The organism is Mucilaginibacter sp. A5337, from assembly GCF_059690695.1.
Window position 1 is genome coordinate 499,974 of the sequence record NZ_JCAWEC010000004.1, and the last position, 19,330, is coordinate 519,303.

General features: G+C 42.7%; 19 protein-coding genes. 14 read left to right on the top strand and 5 right to left on the bottom strand.

The features are described 5' to 3' along the window. Window positions 1-13: 13 nt before the first annotated feature. From can (AC59JO_RS16165) to can (AC59JO_RS16175), 3 genes are all read left to right on the top strand, one after another. Window positions 14-733 carry a carbonate dehydratase gene (can, locus tag AC59JO_RS16165; RefSeq protein WP_413669708.1) on the top strand — a complete coding sequence of 240 codons (720 nt, stop codon included), beginning with the start codon at window positions 14-16 and terminating at the stop codon, window positions 731-733. Between the two features lie 284 nt (window positions 734-1,017). Then, complete coding sequence (locus AC59JO_RS16170) at window positions 1,018-1,767, top strand: YoaK family protein (protein WP_497306456.1); 750 nt, start codon at window positions 1,018-1,020, stop codon at window positions 1,765-1,767. Between the two features lie 20 nt (window positions 1,768-1,787). Continuing rightward, the gene (gene can / locus AC59JO_RS16175; RefSeq protein WP_413669706.1) at window positions 1,788-2,444 is read left to right on the top strand and encodes a carbonate dehydratase; all 657 of its coding nucleotides are present in this window, start codon (window positions 1,788-1,790) and stop codon (window positions 2,442-2,444) included. 115 nt (window positions 2,445-2,559) lie between these two features. Here can (AC59JO_RS16175) and pruA read toward each other — a convergent pair whose 3' ends face one another. After that, the gene (pruA, locus tag AC59JO_RS16180) at window positions 2,560-4,197 is read right to left on the bottom strand and encodes an L-glutamate gamma-semialdehyde dehydrogenase (protein WP_497306459.1); all 1,638 of its coding nucleotides are present in this window, start codon (window positions 4,195-4,197) and stop codon (window positions 2,560-2,562) included. A 239-nt stretch (window positions 4,198-4,436) separates the two neighbouring features. Here pruA and AC59JO_RS16185 point away from each other — a divergent pair, with 239 nt between their 5' ends. Then, a complete protein-coding gene (locus AC59JO_RS16185; protein WP_497306461.1) occupies window positions 4,437-4,823 on the top strand; it encodes a DUF1801 domain-containing protein in 387 nt (128 codons plus the stop codon). 279 nt (window positions 4,824-5,102) lie between these two features. Here the strand turns inward: AC59JO_RS16185 and leuS are convergent, their stop codons facing one another. After that, the gene (leuS, locus tag AC59JO_RS16190; RefSeq protein ID WP_497306463.1) at window positions 5,103-7,907 is read right to left on the bottom strand and encodes a leucine--tRNA ligase; all 2,805 of its coding nucleotides are present in this window, start codon (window positions 7,905-7,907) and stop codon (window positions 5,103-5,105) included. 407 nt (window positions 7,908-8,314) lie between these two features. On the opposite strand from leuS, the gene AC59JO_RS16195 reads away from it, so the two are divergent. From AC59JO_RS16195 to AC59JO_RS16215, 5 genes are all read left to right on the top strand, one after another. Further along, on the top strand, window positions 8,315-9,115 hold the full coding sequence (locus AC59JO_RS16195) for a hypothetical protein (protein WP_497306465.1): 801 nt from the start codon (window positions 8,315-8,317) through the stop codon (window positions 9,113-9,115). A 393-nt stretch (window positions 9,116-9,508) separates the two neighbouring features. Next, entirely contained in the window at window positions 9,509-10,285 is a 777-nt protein-coding gene (locus AC59JO_RS16200; RefSeq protein WP_497306467.1) for a hypothetical protein, read from the top strand. A 131-nt stretch (window positions 10,286-10,416) separates the two neighbouring features. Beyond that, window positions 10,417-11,643, top strand: coding sequence for a C4-dicarboxylate transporter DctA (gene dctA, locus AC59JO_RS16205; RefSeq protein WP_497306469.1), 1,227 nt, complete (start codon window positions 10,417-10,419; stop codon window positions 11,641-11,643). Window positions 11,644-12,133: 490 nt separating this feature from the next. Next, entirely contained in the window at window positions 12,134-13,012 is an 879-nt protein-coding gene (gene sucD / locus AC59JO_RS16210; RefSeq protein WP_497306471.1) for a succinate--CoA ligase subunit alpha, read from the top strand. An 87-nt stretch (window positions 13,013-13,099) separates the two neighbouring features. Next, a complete protein-coding gene (locus AC59JO_RS16215) occupies window positions 13,100-14,104 on the top strand; it encodes a hypothetical protein (RefSeq protein WP_497306472.1) in 1,005 nt (334 codons plus the stop codon). A gap of 127 nt (window positions 14,105-14,231) precedes the next feature. Here the strand turns inward: AC59JO_RS16215 and AC59JO_RS16220 are convergent, their stop codons facing one another. Then, window positions 14,232-15,413 (bottom strand): asparagine synthetase B, encoded by a 1,182-nt coding sequence (locus AC59JO_RS16220; protein ID WP_497306734.1) that lies wholly within the window; start codon window positions 15,411-15,413, stop codon window positions 14,232-14,234. A 308-nt stretch (window positions 15,414-15,721) separates the two neighbouring features. Between AC59JO_RS16220 and AC59JO_RS16225 the strand changes: the two genes are divergently transcribed. The 5 genes from AC59JO_RS16225 to AC59JO_RS16245 all read left to right on the top strand — a co-directional run bounded on the left by AC59JO_RS16225 (window position 15,722) and on the right by AC59JO_RS16245 (window position 18,070). Next, on the top strand, window positions 15,722-16,189 hold the full coding sequence (locus tag AC59JO_RS16225) for a hypothetical protein (RefSeq protein WP_497306474.1): 468 nt from the start codon (window positions 15,722-15,724) through the stop codon (window positions 16,187-16,189). Window positions 16,190-16,293: 104 nt separating this feature from the next. Next, the gene (locus AC59JO_RS16230) at window positions 16,294-16,731 is read left to right on the top strand and encodes a peptidylprolyl isomerase (protein WP_091218741.1); all 438 of its coding nucleotides are present in this window, start codon (window positions 16,294-16,296) and stop codon (window positions 16,729-16,731) included. A gap of 80 nt (window positions 16,732-16,811) precedes the next feature. Beyond that, complete coding sequence (locus AC59JO_RS16235) at window positions 16,812-17,318, top strand: DUF5606 family protein (RefSeq protein WP_176622247.1); 507 nt, start codon at window positions 16,812-16,814, stop codon at window positions 17,316-17,318. A 223-nt stretch (window positions 17,319-17,541) separates the two neighbouring features. Continuing rightward, the gene (locus tag AC59JO_RS16240) at window positions 17,542-17,748 is read left to right on the top strand and encodes a type II toxin-antitoxin system HicA family toxin (RefSeq protein ID WP_497306477.1); all 207 of its coding nucleotides are present in this window, start codon (window positions 17,542-17,544) and stop codon (window positions 17,746-17,748) included. Beyond that, window positions 17,741-18,070 (top strand): type II toxin-antitoxin system HicB family antitoxin, encoded by a 330-nt coding sequence (locus AC59JO_RS16245; protein WP_497306479.1) that lies wholly within the window; start codon window positions 17,741-17,743, stop codon window positions 18,068-18,070. Before AC59JO_RS16240 ends, AC59JO_RS16245 begins: the two co-directional genes overlap by 8 nt. Window positions 18,071-18,237: 167 nt before the next feature. On the opposite strand, the gene AC59JO_RS16250 is transcribed toward AC59JO_RS16245, so the two are convergent. Beyond that, a complete protein-coding gene (locus AC59JO_RS16250; protein WP_413669693.1) occupies window positions 18,238-18,696 on the bottom strand; it encodes a hypothetical protein in 459 nt (152 codons plus the stop codon). Between the two features lie 173 nt (window positions 18,697-18,869). After that, complete coding sequence (locus AC59JO_RS16255; protein WP_497306481.1) at window positions 18,870-19,277, bottom strand: Dabb family protein; 408 nt, start codon at window positions 19,275-19,277, stop codon at window positions 18,870-18,872. Window positions 19,278-19,330 lie beyond the last annotated feature (53 nt).

A 19,330-nucleotide genomic window follows, 5' to 3' on the forward strand; every position in this document is an offset into this window, starting at 1 on the left:
AAATCGAAAAACAATGTCAACACAAGAAAAAACAAACGGCAAAGCCGTAATAGATACCAACAACCTTAAACTTGCACAATCAAGCAGCTATAATACTTTAATTAAAAACAACGCCGCCTGGGTTGAGCGTAAACTGGCCGAGGATGGCGATTATTTCAAGAACCTGGCCAAAGGCCAGAGCCCGGAAGTGCTGTGGATAGGCTGCTCTGACAGCCGCGTACCTGCCAACGAAGTAACCGGCACCAAACCCGGTGAAGTGTTTGTACACCGCAACATAGCTAACGTATGCGTTCACTCGGACATGAACATGCTGAGCGTGCTCGACTATGCTGTGAACGTACTTAAAGTAAAACACGTTATTGTTGCCGGTCACTATGGTTGCGGCGGTGTTGCCGCTGCCATGAGCAACAAACAGTTTGGTTTAATTGATAACTGGCTGCGCCACATTAAAGATGTGTACCGCTTGCACAGCCACGAACTGGACCGCATTACCGATGAAACTACGAAAATTAACCGCCTGGTTGAATTGAACGTAACTGAGCAGGTTTATAACCTGTGCAAAACCACCATCATTCAAAACGCGTGGAAAGATCGTCATGACCTTGAAGTGCATGGTTGGGTAATTGATTTAGGCAGCGGTTTGGTAAAAGACTTGAAAGTTACCAGCAGCAGTCCGCATAATTTAGGTTATGTATATGAGTTTGCAGGCGCTGAAGAAGTAGCTGCACACTAAAGTATAATTTGATCAGTGCTTCCGACGCTGTAAGGGGCGAAGGGAGGTTTGATTGTTAAGTTGATCCCGGTTCATGAAAATGACCGGGATTTTTTGTATCAGCCAGCCCCTCCCAAACCCTCCCCGGAAGGGAGGGCTTAAAAAAGTCTCCCTTTCCGGGGGAGATTTAGAGGGGGCTTATTCCCAATCTGTTTAAGATATTATCTGCCGCATCAAACAAGTATGCATCCAAGTGGTTAAGTTTTCTGTAAATTTAACTGAGCGCCACGTGCCGCGAAATATCTATGCTTAAAGCTGTAAAAGAACAACGTACCCTTAAAGAAAACCTGATGCTGGCCTCGTCGACTGCATTTGTGGCTGGGGTTACTAACGTGGCCGGGATGCTGGCATTTCTGGCTTTCACATCTAACATTACCGGGCATGTGGCTAATTTGGCCAAGCATATTGTGGAGCAGAACTATCGCCAGATGATCATCTTCCTGGTTTGGCTGATGATGTTCTTTGCCGGAGCTTTTGTATCCAGTTTTATAGTATGTTCATTTGAGGAAAAGAGCCGGTGGCGGGCAAACTCTACCCCCATGATAATAGAAGCTATTATTTTGTTGGCTGTTGCTGTTTATGGGCACAACTTTTATCAGGAAACTCAACTGGAGCGTGAAATTGTGATCAGCGCTATTTTGTTTTCGATGGGCTTGCAGAACAGCCTGGTATCCAATATCTCGGGCGGATTGATCAAATCAAGCCACTTAACAGGCTTATTTACCGATCTGGGCAGTGAAGTAGCCGAATGGTTCCATCCCCGTACTAAAAATACAGAAGCAGCAGGCAATAAAATATTGATCAGGTGTACTGTACTTGGTTTTTATCTATTTGGCGGACTGGCCGGCGGGTATTTTTTTAACTTGTATGAGTTTGCCATTTTTTACTTCATTCCACTCATTTTGCTCACCATAATGTATTATGACGTTTCGCCGCTTGCTTTGCATAAACTAAGCCGTATGTTTGCACCGGGCAAACGCCAAACCGCATCTTAAAACATCAATCTTAAAAAATTATGAGTTCTCAAATTCATGACACCAGTCACATCACCTACGAAGGCTTACTGGAAGGAAACAAAAAGTTTATTGAAGGCGCTTTAGCCGAAGACCCTGAGTATTTTGATAAGCTGGCTAACGGTCAAAAGCCACCGGTATTATGGATTGGCTGCGCCGATAGTCGCGTGCCTGCCAACCAGATCACCAATACCGCTCCGGGCGAGATCTTTGTACACCGCAACATTGCCAACATGGTTATCCACTCGGATATGAACATGCTGAGCGTGCTTGACTACGCCGTGAACGTGCTGAAGGTAAAACACGTAATTGTTACTGGTCACTACGGTTGTGGTGGTGTTAATGCCGCTATGGGTAACAACCAGTTCGGCCTGATCGATAACTGGTTGCGCCACATCAAAGACGTTTACCGTTTACACGCTGATGAGCTTGACGCCATTACCGATGAAACAGAACGCAGCAATCGTCTGGTTGAACTGAACGTGATAGAGAACGTAAACAATCTTTGCAAAACATCTATAGTACAAAACGCCTGGAAGAATGGGCAGGAACTTTCAGTACATGGCTGGGTTTACAGCCTGAGCACCGGCCTTATCAACGATATGAAGGTAAGCACATCCAGCAATGAGAATATGGATGCTGTGTTTAAGTTTAAATAAAGAAGAGTTAATGGTTGATGGTTCATAGATCATGGCCTCAACCGCGTTAAATAAAAATGGTTCATGGTACATTGCTTTTAAGCTATGAACCATAAACCATTATCTATGATCTCAACTACACTTCCTTAGCCAAAAACGGATACCTGTAATCCTTAGGTGGATCAAAGGTTTCTTTGATGGTACGAGGTGACACCCAACGTAACAGGTTGATCATTGATCCGGCTTTATCGTTAGTGCCTGATCCTCTTGCACCGCCAAACGGCTGCTGACCAACTACTGCGCCTGTAGGTTTATCATTGATATAGAAGTTACCTGCCGCGTTACGTAAACGGGTAGTAGCTTTTTCAATAGCATACCTGTCCTGAGAAATAATAGAGCCTGTAAGCGCGTAGATGGAAGTTTTATCTACAATATCAAGGATCTCATCAAATTTATCGTCTTCGTAAACATAAACCGTAAGTACCGGGCCAAAAAGCTCCTCGCACATGGTTACGTAATATGGGTCTTCAACTTTCAGTACGGTTGGCTCAATGAACCAGCCCTGGCTTTTGTCATAACCACCGCCGGCAACAATTTCAACTCCTTCGTCGGCTTTGGCAGCATCGATGTATTTTGCCAGTTTATCAAACGATACTTCGGTGATCACTGCGTTCACAAAATTCTCAAAATCTTCTACCGGACCGATTTTAAACGACGTAATATCACGCTGCATATTTTCTTTAACAGCCGGCCATAGTGAAGCCGGGATATAAGCTCTTGAAGCAGCCGAACATTTTTGTCCCTGGTATTCAAATGCGCCGCGAACAAGTGCTGTACTTACAACTTCGGCATCGGCGCTTGGGTGGGCAAGCACAAAGTCTTTACCACCGGTTTCGCCTACAATGCGCGGATAGGTTTTGTATTTGTGGATATTGGTGCCGATAGTTTGCCAGATGTTCTGGAATACTTTGGTTGAACCTGTGAAGTGGATCCCTGCAAAATCAGGGTGGTTAAAGATCACCTCGCCTGCAACAGGGCCATCAACATAAATCAGGTTGATAACACCATCTGGTACACCTGCTTCTTTGAAGATCTTCATGATCACGTTAGCGGCATAGATCTGCGGGTAAGCAGGTTTCCAAACCACAACGTTGCCCATCATGGCTGCTGATGCGGGCAGGTTACCGGCAATAGCAGTAAAGTTGAACGGAGTAAGTGCAAACACAAAACCCTCCAACGGGCGTTGTTCCACACGGTTCCAAACGCCTTTGCCTGATACCGGAGGTTGTTGTTTATAGATCTCGGTCATGTACTCCACGTTGAAACGCAGAAAATCGACCAACTCGCAAGCCGAATCGATCTCGGCCTGGTAAGCATTTTTTGACTGGCCAAGCATGGTGGCTGCGTTGATCTCGGCGCGGTACGGTCCGGCAACAAGTTCGGCAGCTTTCAGGAATATGGCGGCACGTTGTTCCCAGGCCAGGTTTTCCCAGTCGGCTTTGGCTGCAAGGGCAGCATTAATAGCGGCGGTAACATGGCTCGCATCACCTTCGCTGAAGGTAGCCAGTAAATGTTTATGATCATGCGGCGGACGGATTTCCAACCTGGTGTTGGTACGTACTTCTTTGCCGCCAATGTACATAGGTATGTCGATTTGTTGGGCACGACCAGCTTCAAGAGCCGCCTTAAGCGCCACACGCTCCAAACTCCGCGGACCGTAATTTAAAACGGGCTCATTCACCGGTGCCGGAACATTAAAAAATCCTTTAAGCATAGATGGGTAATTTATGTTGCCGCAAAGATAAGGATTTTGAGGGGGAAGGTTGGGTAGGGGAATGTCAAAATAATGGTGGGGTAAACACACATGTCCTTGCGAGGCACGAAGCAATCGCACGGAAGCATGTTCGCCCTGTATAGCATGCGGTTGCTTCGTGCCTCGCAATGACATGATTGATAAACCTGATTCACAAAAGTATATACTGATGTGAATATCAACCACTATCTTTAAACTATATGGCCATACTCACTCCAATCGACCACTTCTACCTCACCAAAGATGAGCCCAACCGGAGCTGCCTTCTTGCTTTACGTGATATTGTCCTGGCGTTTGATACTGATATTACCGCCGAGTGGAAATACAACATGCCCTTCTTTTATTATAAAGGCAAAATGTTTTGCTACCTATGGGTACATACCAAAAAGCAATGGCCGTTTTTAGGGATGGTTGAAGGGAAACATCTTCACCACCCTGAATTGACGTTTGAAGATCGTGCCCGTATCAAGATCATGGTTTTTAATCCGGAAGAGGATCTGCCTGTTGATACCATCCGGTTTATTTTGAATGAAGCGATTGATTTATACAGATTGGGGTTAATTAAATTGCCGAAAGGGAAGAAGTAATTTTTTATAGAAACGAATAATTGCGTCTCTTAACTATAAAGGTCAAATTTCATGTCATTTCGACTGAGCAGGGGAAGGCCTAAGCATTGGGGCGAAAGAGAAATCTTATACGCCCTGCAAATCCGGCAAGCATGTTAGCCCGGCGAGACGCATAGGATTTCTCACTCGTTCCTCGTTTCGAAATGACATTTTTTGAAGATAAAAAAGCCCCAGTATCGCTTTTGCGATACTGGGGCTAAATAATATTCAAAAGTACCCCCTTTAGGGGGCGGAGGGGGACTAAACCACCATATTCACAATCCTGCCTTTTACAACGATCACTTTTTTAGGTGTTTTACCGTCAAGGTATTTTTGTACATCGGTGCTGGCTAAAACGGCTGCTTCTATTTCTTTTACATCAAGGCTTAACGAGATGCTCAGGTTCATTTTCATTTTACCGTTGATAGAGATTGGGTAAGCAAACTCATCTTCAACCAAATATTCCGCATTAAATTTAGGGAAAGGCGCGTATGATAAAGTACCATCGGCATTACCTAATAACGACCATAACTCCTCGCAAATATGTGGTGCATATGATGATAGGATGATCACCATGTCCTGCAAAATAGCACGGTTATTGCATTTCAGATCAGTCAATTCATTTACAGCGATCATGAAGCTTGAAACTGAAGTGTTGAATGAGAATCGCTCGATATCTTCCTCAACCTTTTTAATGATCTTATGCAGCGATTTCAATTCGGCTTTTGATGGCGCGGCATCGCTTACACCAAACTCCCAGGCATCATTGTGGAATAATCTCCAGAATTTACGCAGGAATTTGAACACACCCTCGATACCATTGGTATTCCAAGGTTTGCTTTGTTCCAGCGGACCTAAGAACATTTCGTACATGCGCAAGGTATCGGCACCAAAACGGGTTGCTATATCATCCGGATTTACAACGTTGTAATACCGTTTTGACATTTTTTCTACTTCAACGCCGCAGATATATTTACCGTTTTCCAGGATAAATTCGGCATCTGCAAATTCAGGTCGCCATTGTTTGAACTTAGCAATGTTTAGCACTTCGTTTTCAACAATGTTGACATCAACATGTATCGGTGTTGTTTTATGTTCCTTGATCAATCCGTGCGATACATAGGTGTTGGTACCTTTGCCCTCCTCATCAATCAGCCTGTAAACAAAATTACTCCTGCCCTGGATCATACCCTGGTTAATCAGTTTTTTGAATGGCTCTTCTTCAACCACCAGATCAAGATCTTTCAAAAATTTATTCCAGAAACGGCTGTACAACAAGTGACCGGTTGCATGTTCGCTGCCGCCAATGTAAAGGTCAACGTCTTTCCAATATTCAATAGCCTCACGCGATGCAAATTCTTTATCGTTTTGTGCATCCATATAACGGTACCAGTACCAGCTTGAGCCAGCCCAACCGGGCATGGTGCTCAACTCGTAAGCTAAATCGCCTTCATATTTCCAATCCTCGGCACGGCCCAACGGTGGTTCGCCGGTTTCGGTAGGTAAGTACTTGTCAATCTCAGGTAGTAACAATGGCAGGTGACTTTCGTCAATCAGGTATGGCAAGCCATCTTTAAAGTAAACCGGCACCGGTTCGCCCCAGTAACGCTGACGGCCGAAAATGGCATCGCGCATCCTGAAGTTTACTTTGGCTTTACCGGCGTTGATCTCTTCCAGTTTGGCAACCACAGTAGCAGTCGCTTCCTTATACGGCAGGCCGTTGATAAAGTCAGAATTGACGTAGGTGCCTTCTTTGGTTGGATCGGCCTCGGTTTCTATGTTTTGAATATCGAGGATCTGCACTATCGGCAAATTAAAATGTTTTGCAAACAGGAAATCGCGCTGATCGCCCGATGGTACGGCCATAACCGCTCCGGTTCCGTAACCCGCCAATACATAATCAGCAATCCAGATAGGAATTTGCTGGCCGTTCAATGGGTTAAGCACATAGCTGCCGGTAAATGCACCGGATACAGTTTTGGCATCTGCCATCCTGTCAAGCTCCGATTTCTTTTTGGTTTGAGCAATGTAAGCTTCAATATCGGCTTTTTGTTCCGGAGTAGTGAGCGAAGCCACCAGCTCATGCTCTGGTGCAATCACTAAAAAGGTAACACCGAAAATGGTATCAACACGTGTGGTAAAAACCTCAATAAATTCAGTATCCAAAGCGGCGTTGTGACCCGATTTATCTATTGGGAATTTTACTGATGCACCAGTACTTTTGCCTATCCAGTTCCTTTGCATTTCTTTCAAAGGCTCGGGCCAGTCAATAGTGTCAAGACCTTGCAACAACCTTTCGGCATAGGCAGTGATGCGCATGCTCCACTGGGTCATTTTCTTTTGTTCAACAGGGTAACCGCCGCGCTCGCTGAAGCCGTCTTTTACCTCGTCATTTGCCAATACAGTACCAAGGGCCGGGCACCAGTTTACGGTGCTTTCGCGCAGGTATGTAAGGCGGTATTTTAACAGTTCGTCCTGCTGTTGCTGGTTGCTTAACGCTTTCCATTCATCGGCAGTAAAACTTAATATTTCATCATCGCAAACGGCATTGATACCGGCAGAGCCTTTGGTTTCAAAATGTGCAACCAGTTGATCAATTGATTGGGCCTTGTCGGCATCTTTATTATACCAGCTGTTAAACAGCTGCATAAAGATCCACTGGGTCCATTTATAATAATCGGGTGAGCTGGTACGTACCTCGCGGCTCCAATCGAACGAAAAGCCTATCTGGTCAAGCTGGCGACGATATGTTGCGATATTATCTTCGGTGGTTATAGCAGGGTGCTGACCGGTTTGAATGGCGTATTGCTCGGCCGGTAAGCCAAAGCTATCATAACCCATAGGGTGCAACACGTTAAAGCCTTTTAAACGTTTGTAGCGTGCAAAAATATCTGAAGCGATATAGCCCAGCGGGTGCCCAACATGCAGGCCGGCCCCTGATGGGTAAGGGAACATATCCAGCACATAATACTTGGGTTTACTGCTTTTGTCTTCGGCTTTGAAGGTTTGGTTTTGAGCCCAAAACTGCTGCCATTTTTGCTCTATCTCTTTAAATTGGTAGTCCATTTTATGTTTTACGCGTATGAGGTTGCGAAATTAAGCATTTCCCTATTAGTTTAGTAGTTATTAATGGATTAGTTGGCGGAAAAGTGTGTAATATAGCCCAGGTTTAAGTTGCTTTCCTGAGAGCATAGCCGCAGGCAATAGGGCAAAAGATTTTAAAAATCCCCGCTTTTCGTTCCTTAAATTGACGGCTTTGCTCCCAAGAAGGAGAATCGCATAATCTAAGTTTTGTCAATACCCGTCACTATAGCAGAGTCAATAGGAGCTTTCAACCCTGGCTAACCTTTTGCAGTGCTGGCCCGTACAAATGGAGAGAACATAGATTATAACCCTTCTACCCTTAAATATTTTTGAAAATTCTTTAATTGATTGATAATAAGTTAAATTTGCGCCCGAATAAAATCCTAAACATGAAACACAATTACAAAATTATAGTATTGCTGCTTGCCGGCATCACTGCCATCTACACCTCGTGTCATAAACTTAACATGGGGCCTGCCAATCAAAGTACTGTAAGCAAAAAAGAAGCGAGCGTACAGATAGCACAAAGCCTTGTTGGTATTTTTAACCCCGAAAACGGTGGCTTCGACTTTAAGGATGGCTTAAGCATGCCAACCGATCTTTCCCTGAACAAAAAAGGTAAAATCAAGGTGCAGTCTGTTGATCCTAAGCCTCAGTGCGGCGCTAAAAAAGATACTACCATATCCCTTAACTTAGATCAAAGTGATACGTCTAAGCTTGATATCTGGGCTAAGATTAAGTATGAACTTACCTGCACCAACGGCGTGCCATCGGGTGTTACCGCTAATGATAGCTTAAATATGACAGTTGTGAGCAGCGAGTTTACAATGGCTCTGAAAATGGGCGAAAACCTGACATTGAGAAGCCTTAATTCGGGTGTTGAACATGCGCAGTATTCATTTGATGGCCCTGTAAATTACTATGCAAAAGTTACTTATGTTAAACCAACAACCGATCAGCCAAATGTTGAAGGTACGTTTAACTACAATTTTAAGTCGATTGTGGTTGACCCTACAAAAGACCCCGATTTTATATTAAGTGGAGCTGCTACTTTTTCGAGCAAAGGAAACATCGGGAAAAATAGCTGGAACTATAAGGGAACGATAACGTTTTTAGGCGGCCATAAAGCTAAAATTACCATTGATGGCACTGTTTACACAGCCGACCTGATGACCGGGGAAGTAAACTAACACAAATTTTGAAGATATAAGAACCCTGCACTGTAAACCGGATGCAGGGTTTTTTATGTAATGGACTTTTAAACAATAGGTACTAAATGATTGAAAATATCATTTATAGAAGACAAACCGATCAGTACGGCATGGTTTTTAAAGTGCTGTTTTTGAAATTGATTTGGGGAATAATTTCTACGCTTCTTTCCCCGAAACGGGGAAAGAAGCCGGTTGGTATTTTTTGTTTTGCATTCTTATCAGGAATATAAATTTGTAAACGTGCTTTTTTAAAATAAAAAACAGGTTAAAATCATTGACCAGGTTGTTTTTGCCGAATTATTTCGCCTGTGGTATGCTTGTTGCAAAAAAAGAGGTCAAAGAGAATCTAAACTTTAATCTGATATCACGTTTATGAAACTAAATCTACGCAGCGTATTACCCTTATTGGCAGGTATAGCTGTTCTTTATTCGGCCTGTACAAAAACAGGGATCAATACAAAATCCGATTCAACTACTACAAAAGCAAGTGATAATGTGGCCAGCTCTGCAATTGCAGATAACCTTGCAAAATCATTAGCAGGTTCATTTGGCGGTGCCAGCATCAAAGATGGCGTTACCCCGACAACCAATTCGTCATCAAAACTTAAAGTACAAAGTACTTACAGCTGCGGTTTTTATGTTGATACAAGCCTGAACCTTGTGTTTAACCAGGGTGATAGCTTAAAATCAACCAAGACCGGTGGCACCAAATACTACTTTGTTTGCGATGGAAACAAAACCGTTGGTTATGATTCGGTTGATTCATTAAATACCGCAGGCAGCGGTCCGGGTTATTCTTTTGTTTACAATATTGTGCAGAAATACAAGGTTAGGGGCTTGAACACCAATAACTCAAACTTCTCGCTCGATGGCCCAATGAAAGCCTATATCGATAACGAGTATACTAAATACAAAACTTTTAGCAGGGTACATAATACTTATGTATTTACTAACCTGTATGTACATGGCAATGATAACTTTGATATCACCAGTGGTACAGCTACTTTCCGTTCGGAAGGAAAAACAAACGGCGGCGGCTGGGATTACAGCGGTACCATTGTTTTCCTGGGCAACCACAAAGCTAAGCTGACTTTCCTTAATAAGATATTCTTAATTGACCTGATAACCGGCACTGCAACACCGGCCTAATTACAATCTTTCAATCAATAAATCATGCCCTGTACCGGTTTTCCGGCACGGGGCTTTTTTGTGCGTCCACAATAACTTATTATATTGCCGCCCCAACCTGTTGCTCCCCCTTTAGGGGGCTGGGGGGAATCATGAAACGCCTCTTATCAAACTTAACTTTCCAGGTACTTATCGCCATAGCCCTTGGGGTTGTTGCCGGATTATATATCAAAGGATTTGCACCCACTGCCGAGCTGATCAGCAAAACGTTCATCAGTCTTATCACTATGCTGATTGCGCCTATCATCTTTTTAACTATTGTGCTGGGCATTGCAGGCATGAGCGATATGAAAAAGGTAGGAAGGGTAGGCGGCAAGGCGTTGCTCTATTTTGAGATAGTGACAACCTTCGCGCTGATTATTGGTGTTACTGTAGCCAATATCATAAAGCCCGGTGCCGGCTTTGAAAACCATGCTGCTAAAATGGATACCAGCAAGCTGGCCCTTTATGAAAAAGCCGCCGCCGAGATGCATTGGGGTGATTTTATTGCCCACATTGTTCCCTCAAATATGTTTAAAGCTTTTGCAGAAGGCGATATTTTACAGATCCTGTTTTTTGCGATATTGTTTGGTTTCGGCCTAAGCCGGATGGGTAAAAGCGGCGAAGCGGTTATCGTGCTGTTTGATAAGCTTTCGAAAGTGTTTTTTAACATCATGAAGATAGTGATGAAGGTGGCGCCGATAGGGGCGTTTGCCGGGATGGCTTTTACGGTGAGTAAATACGGCATCCAAACATTGAAGCCGCTGGCCCTGCTGATGGGCTCGGTTTACCTGACCATGTTCCTGTTCATATTTGTGGTGTTGAATATCATTTGCAGGCTGTTTAAATTTAGTCTTTGGGAGTATCTGAAGTATATCAGGCAGGAGATCCTGATTGTGCTGGGAACCTCTTCGTCCGAATCGGCATTGCCTGCTATGATGGAGAAGATGGAAAAGTTTGGCTGTTCTAAATCCGTGGTGGGTTTGGTGATCCCTACAGGGTATTCCTTTAATCTGGATGGTACTACCATTTACCTGTCTATGTGCGTAATATTTTTAGCGCAGGTGTTCAATATTCCGCTTTCGCTGGGGCAGGAGCTGACGATCATCGGCATACTGATGATCACCTCCAAAGGAGCGGCTGGTGTTACGGGCAGTGGGTTTATTGTGCTCACCAGTACCCTTACAGCCATTAAAATTATCCCGGTTGAAGGTTTGGCGATATTAATAGGTGTGGATAGGTTCATGTCGGAAGCGCGGGCCATTACCAATGTGATAGGTAATGGCGTGGCTACTATTGTGATTGCTAAGAGTGAGGGGGAGTTTGCCCCAAGGGAGTAATTTCGGATTTCGAATGTTCGATTTCGGATTTTTTTATTTGGATTACACAGATTTATTTTTGATTTCGCCGATTTTGTCTGAACCTGAATTTATAGGATTTGCTGGATTATGGGATTCTTATCGATCGGAACAGAAAATCCCGTGAATCCAAAGAATCCTCCCAAATCCCGGTTCAGACAAACAGCATTAGGGATGGTAGCGGATACCGGCCATGTGGATAAGGCCTGCAGGCGTATGAGCGTACAGCCCGGGCCGCAGGTAATGCCCTAATTTTAGTTGGCATCAGGCAGTTTTCAGCAGGCAGCTTTATTCTTCTGTAACATAATATCCATTGTGCCATTATCATAAATTTTAGCCCTCCAAAACATGCCTGTCTCTTAATCCCAACTCTTTAAAAGTCACTTTTATGTTAACATATAAATTTAGATTACAATAGGGTTTGACATTCGGGCAAAAACTTTAGCTTTGCCGTACTAAAACGAAAAAACCAATGAGTGTACTCGTAAATAAAGATTCAAAAGTTATTGTACAAGGTTTCACCGGTAAAGAGGGTTCATACCATGCCGAGCAAATGATTGCTTATGGCACTCAGTTAGTTGGTGGTGTTACACCAGGTAAAGGTGGCCAAAGCCATTTAGACAGGCCGGTTTTTAACACGGTTAAAGATGCCGTAGTTGCAACCGGTGCTGATGTATCCATCATTTTTGTACCTCCTGCTTTTGGCGCTGACGCCATTATGGAAGCTGCCGAAGCCGGCATTAAGGTTATTGTTTGTATTACCGAAGGTATCCCTACAAAGGATATGATTGCGGTTAAAGAATATTTATCAGATAAGGATGCCCGCCTGATTGGCCCTAACTGCCCTGGCATTATCACTGCTGATGAAAGCAAAATTGGTATCATGCCTGGCTTTATCTTCAAAAAAGGTAATGTTGGTGTGGTTTCAAAATCAGGTACTTTAACTTACGAAGCTGTTGACCAGGTAGTTAAAGCCGGCTTGGGTATCACTACAGCTATCGGTATAGGTGGCGACCCCATTATTGGTACACCAACCAAAGAAGCTGTTGAATTATTAATGAACGATCCTGAAACTCATGGCATCATCATGATTGGCGAGATTGGCGGAAACATGGAAGCTGATGCTGCCCGTTGGATCAAAGCAAACGGTACTAAACCGGTTGTAGGTTTCATTGCAGGTCAAACAGCGCCTCCGGGCCGTCGTATGGGCCACGCAGGTGCTATTGTTGGCGGTGCCGATGATACTGCTGCTGCTAAAATGAAGATCATGGCCGAGTGCGGTATCCGTGTAGTTGAATCTCCTGCCGAAATCGGCGCTGCTATGGCTGAAGAATTGGCTAAGTTAGCTTAAAGCATAAGGCGGAAAGCTTTTATAATATTAAAATCCCGGTCAGGTTTGGCCGGGATTTTTTATTTTAGGAGATAACTTAAACATTATATGCAAACAATAAGGGTACGGTGCCCGAAGTGTGATTGGGAGCCTTATAAAGGTTGTCATTGGCAATGCTCGGTTTGTAAAACCAAATGGGACACATTTGATACCTATGGAAAATGTCCGGGCTGTGAAAAGGTGTATGAAGAAACACAGTGTTTCCTTGCACGGGGCGGTTGCGGAGAGATGAGTCCGCATGCCGATTGGTATGTACTTGAAGAAACGCCGCATGATGAAACAATCCGCAAAAAATCAATTTGGTTTTGGAGGAAGGATATCTATCCTCCCGTTACCCTTACCGATCAGTTATGGGTGGAGCGGTCTTTGATTTTACTCCTCGGGTTGTTCGATCCCGGCTATTTTAAATCGTTGCGTACGATAATTGCCGGCGATATAAGCTTTGGTGATGATTTTAAGGGTACAGAGGCGGATGCAATATGTCTTTTTGATCAACTTCTTACCATTATGGATATTGATCGAAACGAAGTTAAACTGCTATTCTTTACAGATGAACCGGAAGAAGTATCAACAGAGATCATTCCCACAGGTAAGATACTGAGCAGTAAAAGCGTTGCATTGGGCTGGTATATTACCACCGACACTGATGAAAAAGAGATATGGATTAACCTCGGCAAATTGCGTACGGCCGCTTTATTAATTTCTGTGATGACACATGAGCTGTCACATTACAAGCTGTTGGGTGAAAAGAGGATGCCTCGAAATAACGAACTGCTGACTGATTTATTAGCAGTAGTTTTCGGATTTGGTATATTTAAAGGTAACTCATATTTCGATTTTGAAACATGGCAAAGTTCAAGTGAAAGCGGGTGGCGAATGAAAGTGAATAGTTATTTACCCGAACAGGTAATGGCTTATGCTATGGCCTGGCTGGCCCTCTATCGCAATGAAAATGTTAACTGGAAGATTTATCTCAATAAAACCATGAACAAATATTTTGAGATGAGTTATGAATACATAGAAAATAACAGAGATAAGGTGAGGTGGGAATAAATTTGTAATGTAATCACTGGCATTATAAATACAGCCCTATGTTACGCAATCGTTAAAAAGGGGCGCAGGTATTGATTGATACGCTTATAGCTTTAAGCTTTCCGCCTTTTGCTTTAAGCTAACAACATCAGGTTTTCTGCTTTTTCTTCTTAGCAGCCGGGAAAAGTACATTGTTCAATATCAACCTGTAACCGGGCGAATTGGGATGTAGCTTGAGATCTGTTGGCGGATCATTTACAGCGTGCTGGTAGTCTTCGGGGTCATGGCCGCCGTAGAAGGTCCATTGGCCTTTGCCGTATTCGCCATGGATATAACGGGCCTCATTGGCGGTTTTCATTTCGCCCATAATGGTAACACCGGGTTTGAGCATATTTTTGTTGTAAGCTGTGGTCAAGCCCATAAAACCTTTGATCACCTTGTCATGGTCTTGCGTTAGCATACTGGGCACTACATCCCATTTGGCCGAAAAATCAAACAATGTGAAGAAATCACGCGTACGATCGACCTGGCGGGTGGTGGTAACGTCGATGTTGCTAAATGAGTGCGAAATGGGGTTCATATCCAGCGTAAAATTCTGAAAGGCAAAAGTCTGGCTAAAATCGAGTTTCGATTGCGCGTCCTGGTCGGCAGCATCACCATCGAACATGCGTTCGCAGATATCTGTATTGGCAGCGGATAGGGCAATATCAAAAGTATCAGTACCTGAACACATGGCGAACAGGAAGCCGCCGCCGGCACAAAAGTCGCGGATGTTTTGAGCTACGGCCAGTTTCATTTTTGATACTTTGCTAAAGCCCAGCTTATGGGCCATAGCTTCCTGGATCTTGATATCATCGGTATACCATTGTGCATAGCGGAAAGCGCCGTAAAACTTGCTGTATTGCCCGGTAAAATCCTCATGGTGCAGGTGCAGCCAATCGTACTTGGGCAGCTCGCCATGGATCACTTCTTCATCGTAAACCAGGTCGTACGGAATTTCGGCATATTTCAAAACCAGGGTAACGGCATCATCCCAGGGTAATTTGTTTTTGGGCGAGTATACTGCCATCCGTGGTGCTTTCTCCAGTTTAACCAAATCCATATTTACTGATGGATCACTTACTTCGGTTATGATCTCATTCGCTTTGGCATCGGCAATAACTTCATAGCTTACCCCGCGGATCTTACATTCTTCTTCAACCTTTGGCCCATATTTCATCATAAAACTCCCGCCACGATAGTTGAGCAGCCAATCAACTTCTTCACCATTTTTGAGCACCCAGAAAGCTATACCGTATGATTTGAGATGGTCTTTTTGCTCATCGTCCATCGGGATCAATATAGATGCGGCCTTTGCTGTTAAAGGTAAAAGGTAAAAGGCGAAAGGCAAAAGGAACTTGAGCTTTGTGAGTAAAAGACGGAATGTATGAGTTAAAAAGTTATAGCCTAATGATTTATTCACAATCCTTGTTGATTTATTATTGCCGGGTTATCAAATGTAACGAATAAACAGCTAATGTATTTTAACCATTTTTAACACACAGGGACTTCGGGCTTTGGGCATGTTGTTTTAGTTTTATACCGCTGTTAAATCCTGGCCCTTAAATGAGTTTATCTGTTATTAAAAATATCATCCTTGTGGCAGTTATATTAATATGTTATTTGCCTGCGCATGCCCAAATTGGCAATCCCGGAATGCACCTTAATCGTAACGTGTTAATTAAAAAGCTTACTGAGGCCGATAGTAGTCTTGTTTTTAAGCAAGACACAGATATCAGCCTGCTTCCGAATTTTGTTGCTACAGATGCTAATGGAAGCCGGGCCCTGCTGATTGGTAAGGCCGATGAACTGATGATAGTAAAGTGGACTTACGTTTTCAAGGCTGATGAAAAAGTAAACCTCATAGAACTGCAGAAACTGGCCTGGTTTGCCAATACTCTGGGCGACCAGGAAGGACTCGACTGGTTTTTTATCCAATTAGCCGAACTGGGCAAAGACTATAAAAAGCCAGTTTCGGAGATCAAAATGTTTGATTCAAAGAGAAAAGGTGAGATCAGTTATTCGCCTAAAGAGAAGACGCTTACCATAACATTTACACCATGGTGATTAATAAAATAGCAAACCGTTAACCTTTAACCTTTCGCCTTTTACCTTTTTCTTTAATCCTCAATTTTATTACCTTTGCCAACTGTTTTCTAAAAAAACAAAAAATGAGCAAAGCAATAATCAAAACCGAAAAAGGCGATATGACCGTAGAATTTTACGATCAGGATGCCCCTAATACCGTTGCTAACTTTAAAAAATTAGCAAAATCAAACTTTTATGATAACGTGACCTTTCACCGTGTTATCCCTAATTTTGTGATTCAGGGCGGCGACCCAACCGGTACCGGTGCAGGTGGCCCAGGCTACAAAATTGATTGCGAGCTTACAGGCAATAATCAATACCATGACCGTGGCGTGCTTTCAATGGCTCACGCCGGTCGTAACACTGGTGGTTCACAGTTTTTTATCTGCCATAGCCGTGACAACACTGCACACCTTGACCGTAACCATACCGTTTTTGGTAAAGTGATTGAAAATGTTGAGGTAGTTGACGCTATTCGCCAGGGAGATAAAATTTTAACCATAGAAGTTATTGAAGATTAAGTGAATAGTTGATAGGTGGATGATTTGTCTTTTTATGATGACGAATCATCCGCTTCATCAAGTTGACTAACAAAAAATATATGAATTTACAGGGAATTGTATCAGTATCGGGAAAACCAGGTTTATGGAAGGCTTTGGCTCAAAACAAAACCGGTTACGTACTGGAAAGTTTAGACGCACAAAAAACAAAGCTAATAGCTAACCTTTCTACAGCTAAATTAGCCGCTTTGAGCGAGATTACCATTTTTGGTGTTGAAGATGATATCAGGTTAACTGATGTTCTTGAGCGTATGAAATCAGCATCAAACATACCTGATGTTAAAGCCGACGGAAAAGCATTACGTACCTTCTTTTATGAGGTTGCACCAGATCATGATGAAGAAAAAGTTTACTCATCTGATATTAAAAAGGTAATAGCCTGGTTCCAGATATTAAAGCCGCTTCCAATTTTTGAAGAGGCCGATCCAACCCAAGCCCCTGCCCCGGTTGCAGAAGAGCCGGTTGCCGAAGCAGTAACTGCTGAGCCGGAAGCTGAACCTGCTGCTCCAAAAGCAAAAGCTAAAAAAGCCACAAAAAAAGCCGAATAATCGGCTTTTTTTGTGGAAAGAGCGGCGGATATTTGCAACTGATTTTTAGTTGCAAATATCCGCCGCTCTTTTTAATTTTATATTTCTCTTCAACGGTTGAAGAAATTATCCAATAGATATGTAGAAAGGGATTATTATGGCAAATAAAGAAGCATTAACGAAAGACAATGTCAAGACATGAAAAATTAATTGTACGTTTATTATCTCTTCCCAAGGATTTTACATGGGAAGAACGATTAAAGTACTAAAAGCATTTGGCTTTGAAGAGTTAAAAGGTGGAAAAACGGGAGGATCAAGAAGACGATTTGTTGACGGGAATAAAAATATTATCAACCTTCATAAACCCCATCCTGCCAATATACTAAAGGAATACGCAATAAAGGACGTTATTGAAATTCTGAGAATAAAAGGATACTTAAAAGATGAATGATATCTTGCAATATAAAAACTATTACGGATCGGTGCATTTTAGTGCCTCCGATGAAGTTTTCCATGGTAAAGTTTTGGGCATCACCGATCTGGTTAATTTTGAGGGGACATCGGTAAAAGAACTTAAAGCTGCATTTGAAGAGGCGATTGAAGATTATATTGATACTTGTAATACTATTGGTAAATCGCCTGATAAAACTTACAAAGGCACATTTAACGTTCGCGTCCCGTCAACCCTGCATAAAGAAGCATCAGTATTTGCTGCAATTAACAATATCACATTAAACGAGTTTGTTAAAATGGCAATGCATTTCGCGCTTTAGCGCAAGGAGCAGATCATCAAAAGATCTGCTGAAAATGATAACGAAATAATAGGGATAGCATAACACAAAAAAAGCCGATTATTCGGCTTTTTTTGTTTGTAGCAATTCTTTCCTTCTTCGATATATACGTTGACACCAATCAATTAGCTTAATGCTACCTTAGCATCTTAATCAAGCGAACCGGTGATCTTTTTACCGGTTGAATCTATACTGATAGTATAACCCCAGCCTTCTCCGGATAAAGGTATATTTATATTATAATCGATGGATAGCCGCTTTCCCGATATGCTCAGATCTGGAGTGTAGCAGAGTACGCCATATTTTTTCAGTCTCATGGAAACGGACTTACTAAAATCACTTTTAGTTATAGCACCTTTATAAATCATCCTGGAGTTGATCTTAAACTCTATCTCCGATATAAAGTTGTGTGTTTGAAATTCGGAGATTCCATAAACATCGAGATATTCCTGTGGTACGCTTATTTTATTATCATAACTACAATAATGCCTGAATTTTACCGATACAGTATCACCATTATCTGCTATTTCTGTGCTATCAACTTTAATGGTATCCCTATAACTCCTTAATACCGCATCTTTAATGCTATCAAGTTGGGATTTATCCATGCTTTTTAACCGTTGTAAAGCAGTAGGTTTAGGATTAGAACAGCTTAAAATAAAGTTACATACCACTGTTATCAACAAAATGTTTATGAAATAATTTAAGCATTTTGTTTCATGATGAAATTTAACTAACATGGCTCTAATTTGTCGGTTTACTACCAATCAGACTCCTTAGCCTAAGCATCCTGCGCGTCATAAACAATAACCTTTTCCCAAAGGTGGCTGCAGTTTTTAATAAACTCCAGGTGGATGGGGTGAGTTTGATAGGTTGCCTGTCCGGCCAGGTCGCTGAAGAACATGAGCTCAGATACAGCCCATGAGTTATCAACCACATCGCGTTTTTCGGTACTGGCTACAATACCTACACGAAGCTTGCGTACTGTTTCAATTTTGGCAAGGGTTTTAACACCGGCTACCAGTTTATCGCGGTCTTCTGTTGATCCCGGGTTTTTAAGCCAGAAAAATACATGGTGAACTATTGGCCATTCTTCTTTTTGCTCTTTCAATGATATTGCCGCTGCAGTAACTGTTCCTGCAGCTAATGCCGCTGTTGTGGTTATAAATTTTCTCCTGGTTGATTTCATAAGAGGTTAAATAATCGCTTTAAGGTAGCAAGAATTATTAAATAAACATTGGT

Coding starts and splice junctions, on each gene's coding strand:
- can (WP_413669706.1), top strand. CDS start 1,788: ATGAGTTCTCAAATTCATGACACCAGTCACATCACCTACGAAGGCTTA.
- AC59JO_RS16185 (WP_497306461.1), top strand. CDS start 4,437: ATGGCCATACTCACTCCAATCGACCACTTCTACCTCACCAAAGATGAG.
- sucD (WP_497306471.1), top strand. CDS start 12,134: ATGAGTGTACTCGTAAATAAAGATTCAAAAGTTATTGTACAAGGTTTC.
- AC59JO_RS16235 (WP_176622247.1), top strand. CDS start 16,812: ATGAATTTACAGGGAATTGTATCAGTATCGGGAAAACCAGGTTTATGG.
- can (WP_413669708.1), top strand. CDS start 14: ATGTCAACACAAGAAAAAACAAACGGCAAAGCCGTAATAGATACCAAC.
- AC59JO_RS16195 (WP_497306465.1), top strand. CDS start 8,315: ATGAAACACAATTACAAAATTATAGTATTGCTGCTTGCCGGCATCACT.
- AC59JO_RS16215 (WP_497306472.1), top strand. CDS start 13,100: ATGCAAACAATAAGGGTACGGTGCCCGAAGTGTGATTGGGAGCCTTAT.
- AC59JO_RS16200 (WP_497306467.1), top strand. CDS start 9,509: ATGAAACTAAATCTACGCAGCGTATTACCCTTATTGGCAGGTATAGCT.
- AC59JO_RS16220 (WP_497306734.1), bottom strand. CDS start 15,413: ATGGACGATGAGCAAAAAGACCATCTCAAATCATACGGTATAGCTTTC.
- dctA (WP_497306469.1), top strand. CDS start 10,417: ATGAAACGCCTCTTATCAAACTTAACTTTCCAGGTACTTATCGCCATA.
- AC59JO_RS16240 (WP_497306477.1), top strand. CDS start 17,542: ATGGGAAGAACGATTAAAGTACTAAAAGCATTTGGCTTTGAAGAGTTA.
- AC59JO_RS16170 (WP_497306456.1), top strand. CDS start 1,018: ATGCTTAAAGCTGTAAAAGAACAACGTACCCTTAAAGAAAACCTGATG.
- AC59JO_RS16250 (WP_413669693.1), bottom strand. CDS start 18,696: ATGGATAAATCCCAACTTGATAGCATTAAAGATGCGGTATTAAGGAGT.
- leuS (WP_497306463.1), bottom strand. CDS start 7,907: ATGGACTACCAATTTAAAGAGATAGAGCAAAAATGGCAGCAGTTTTGG.
- AC59JO_RS16255 (WP_497306481.1), bottom strand. CDS start 19,277: ATGAAATCAACCAGGAGAAAATTTATAACCACAACAGCGGCATTAGCT.
- AC59JO_RS16245 (WP_497306479.1), top strand. CDS start 17,741: ATGAATGATATCTTGCAATATAAAAACTATTACGGATCGGTGCATTTT.
- pruA (WP_497306459.1), bottom strand. CDS start 4,197: ATGCTTAAAGGATTTTTTAATGTTCCGGCACCGGTGAATGAGCCCGTT.
- AC59JO_RS16230 (WP_091218741.1), top strand. CDS start 16,294: ATGAGCAAAGCAATAATCAAAACCGAAAAAGGCGATATGACCGTAGAA.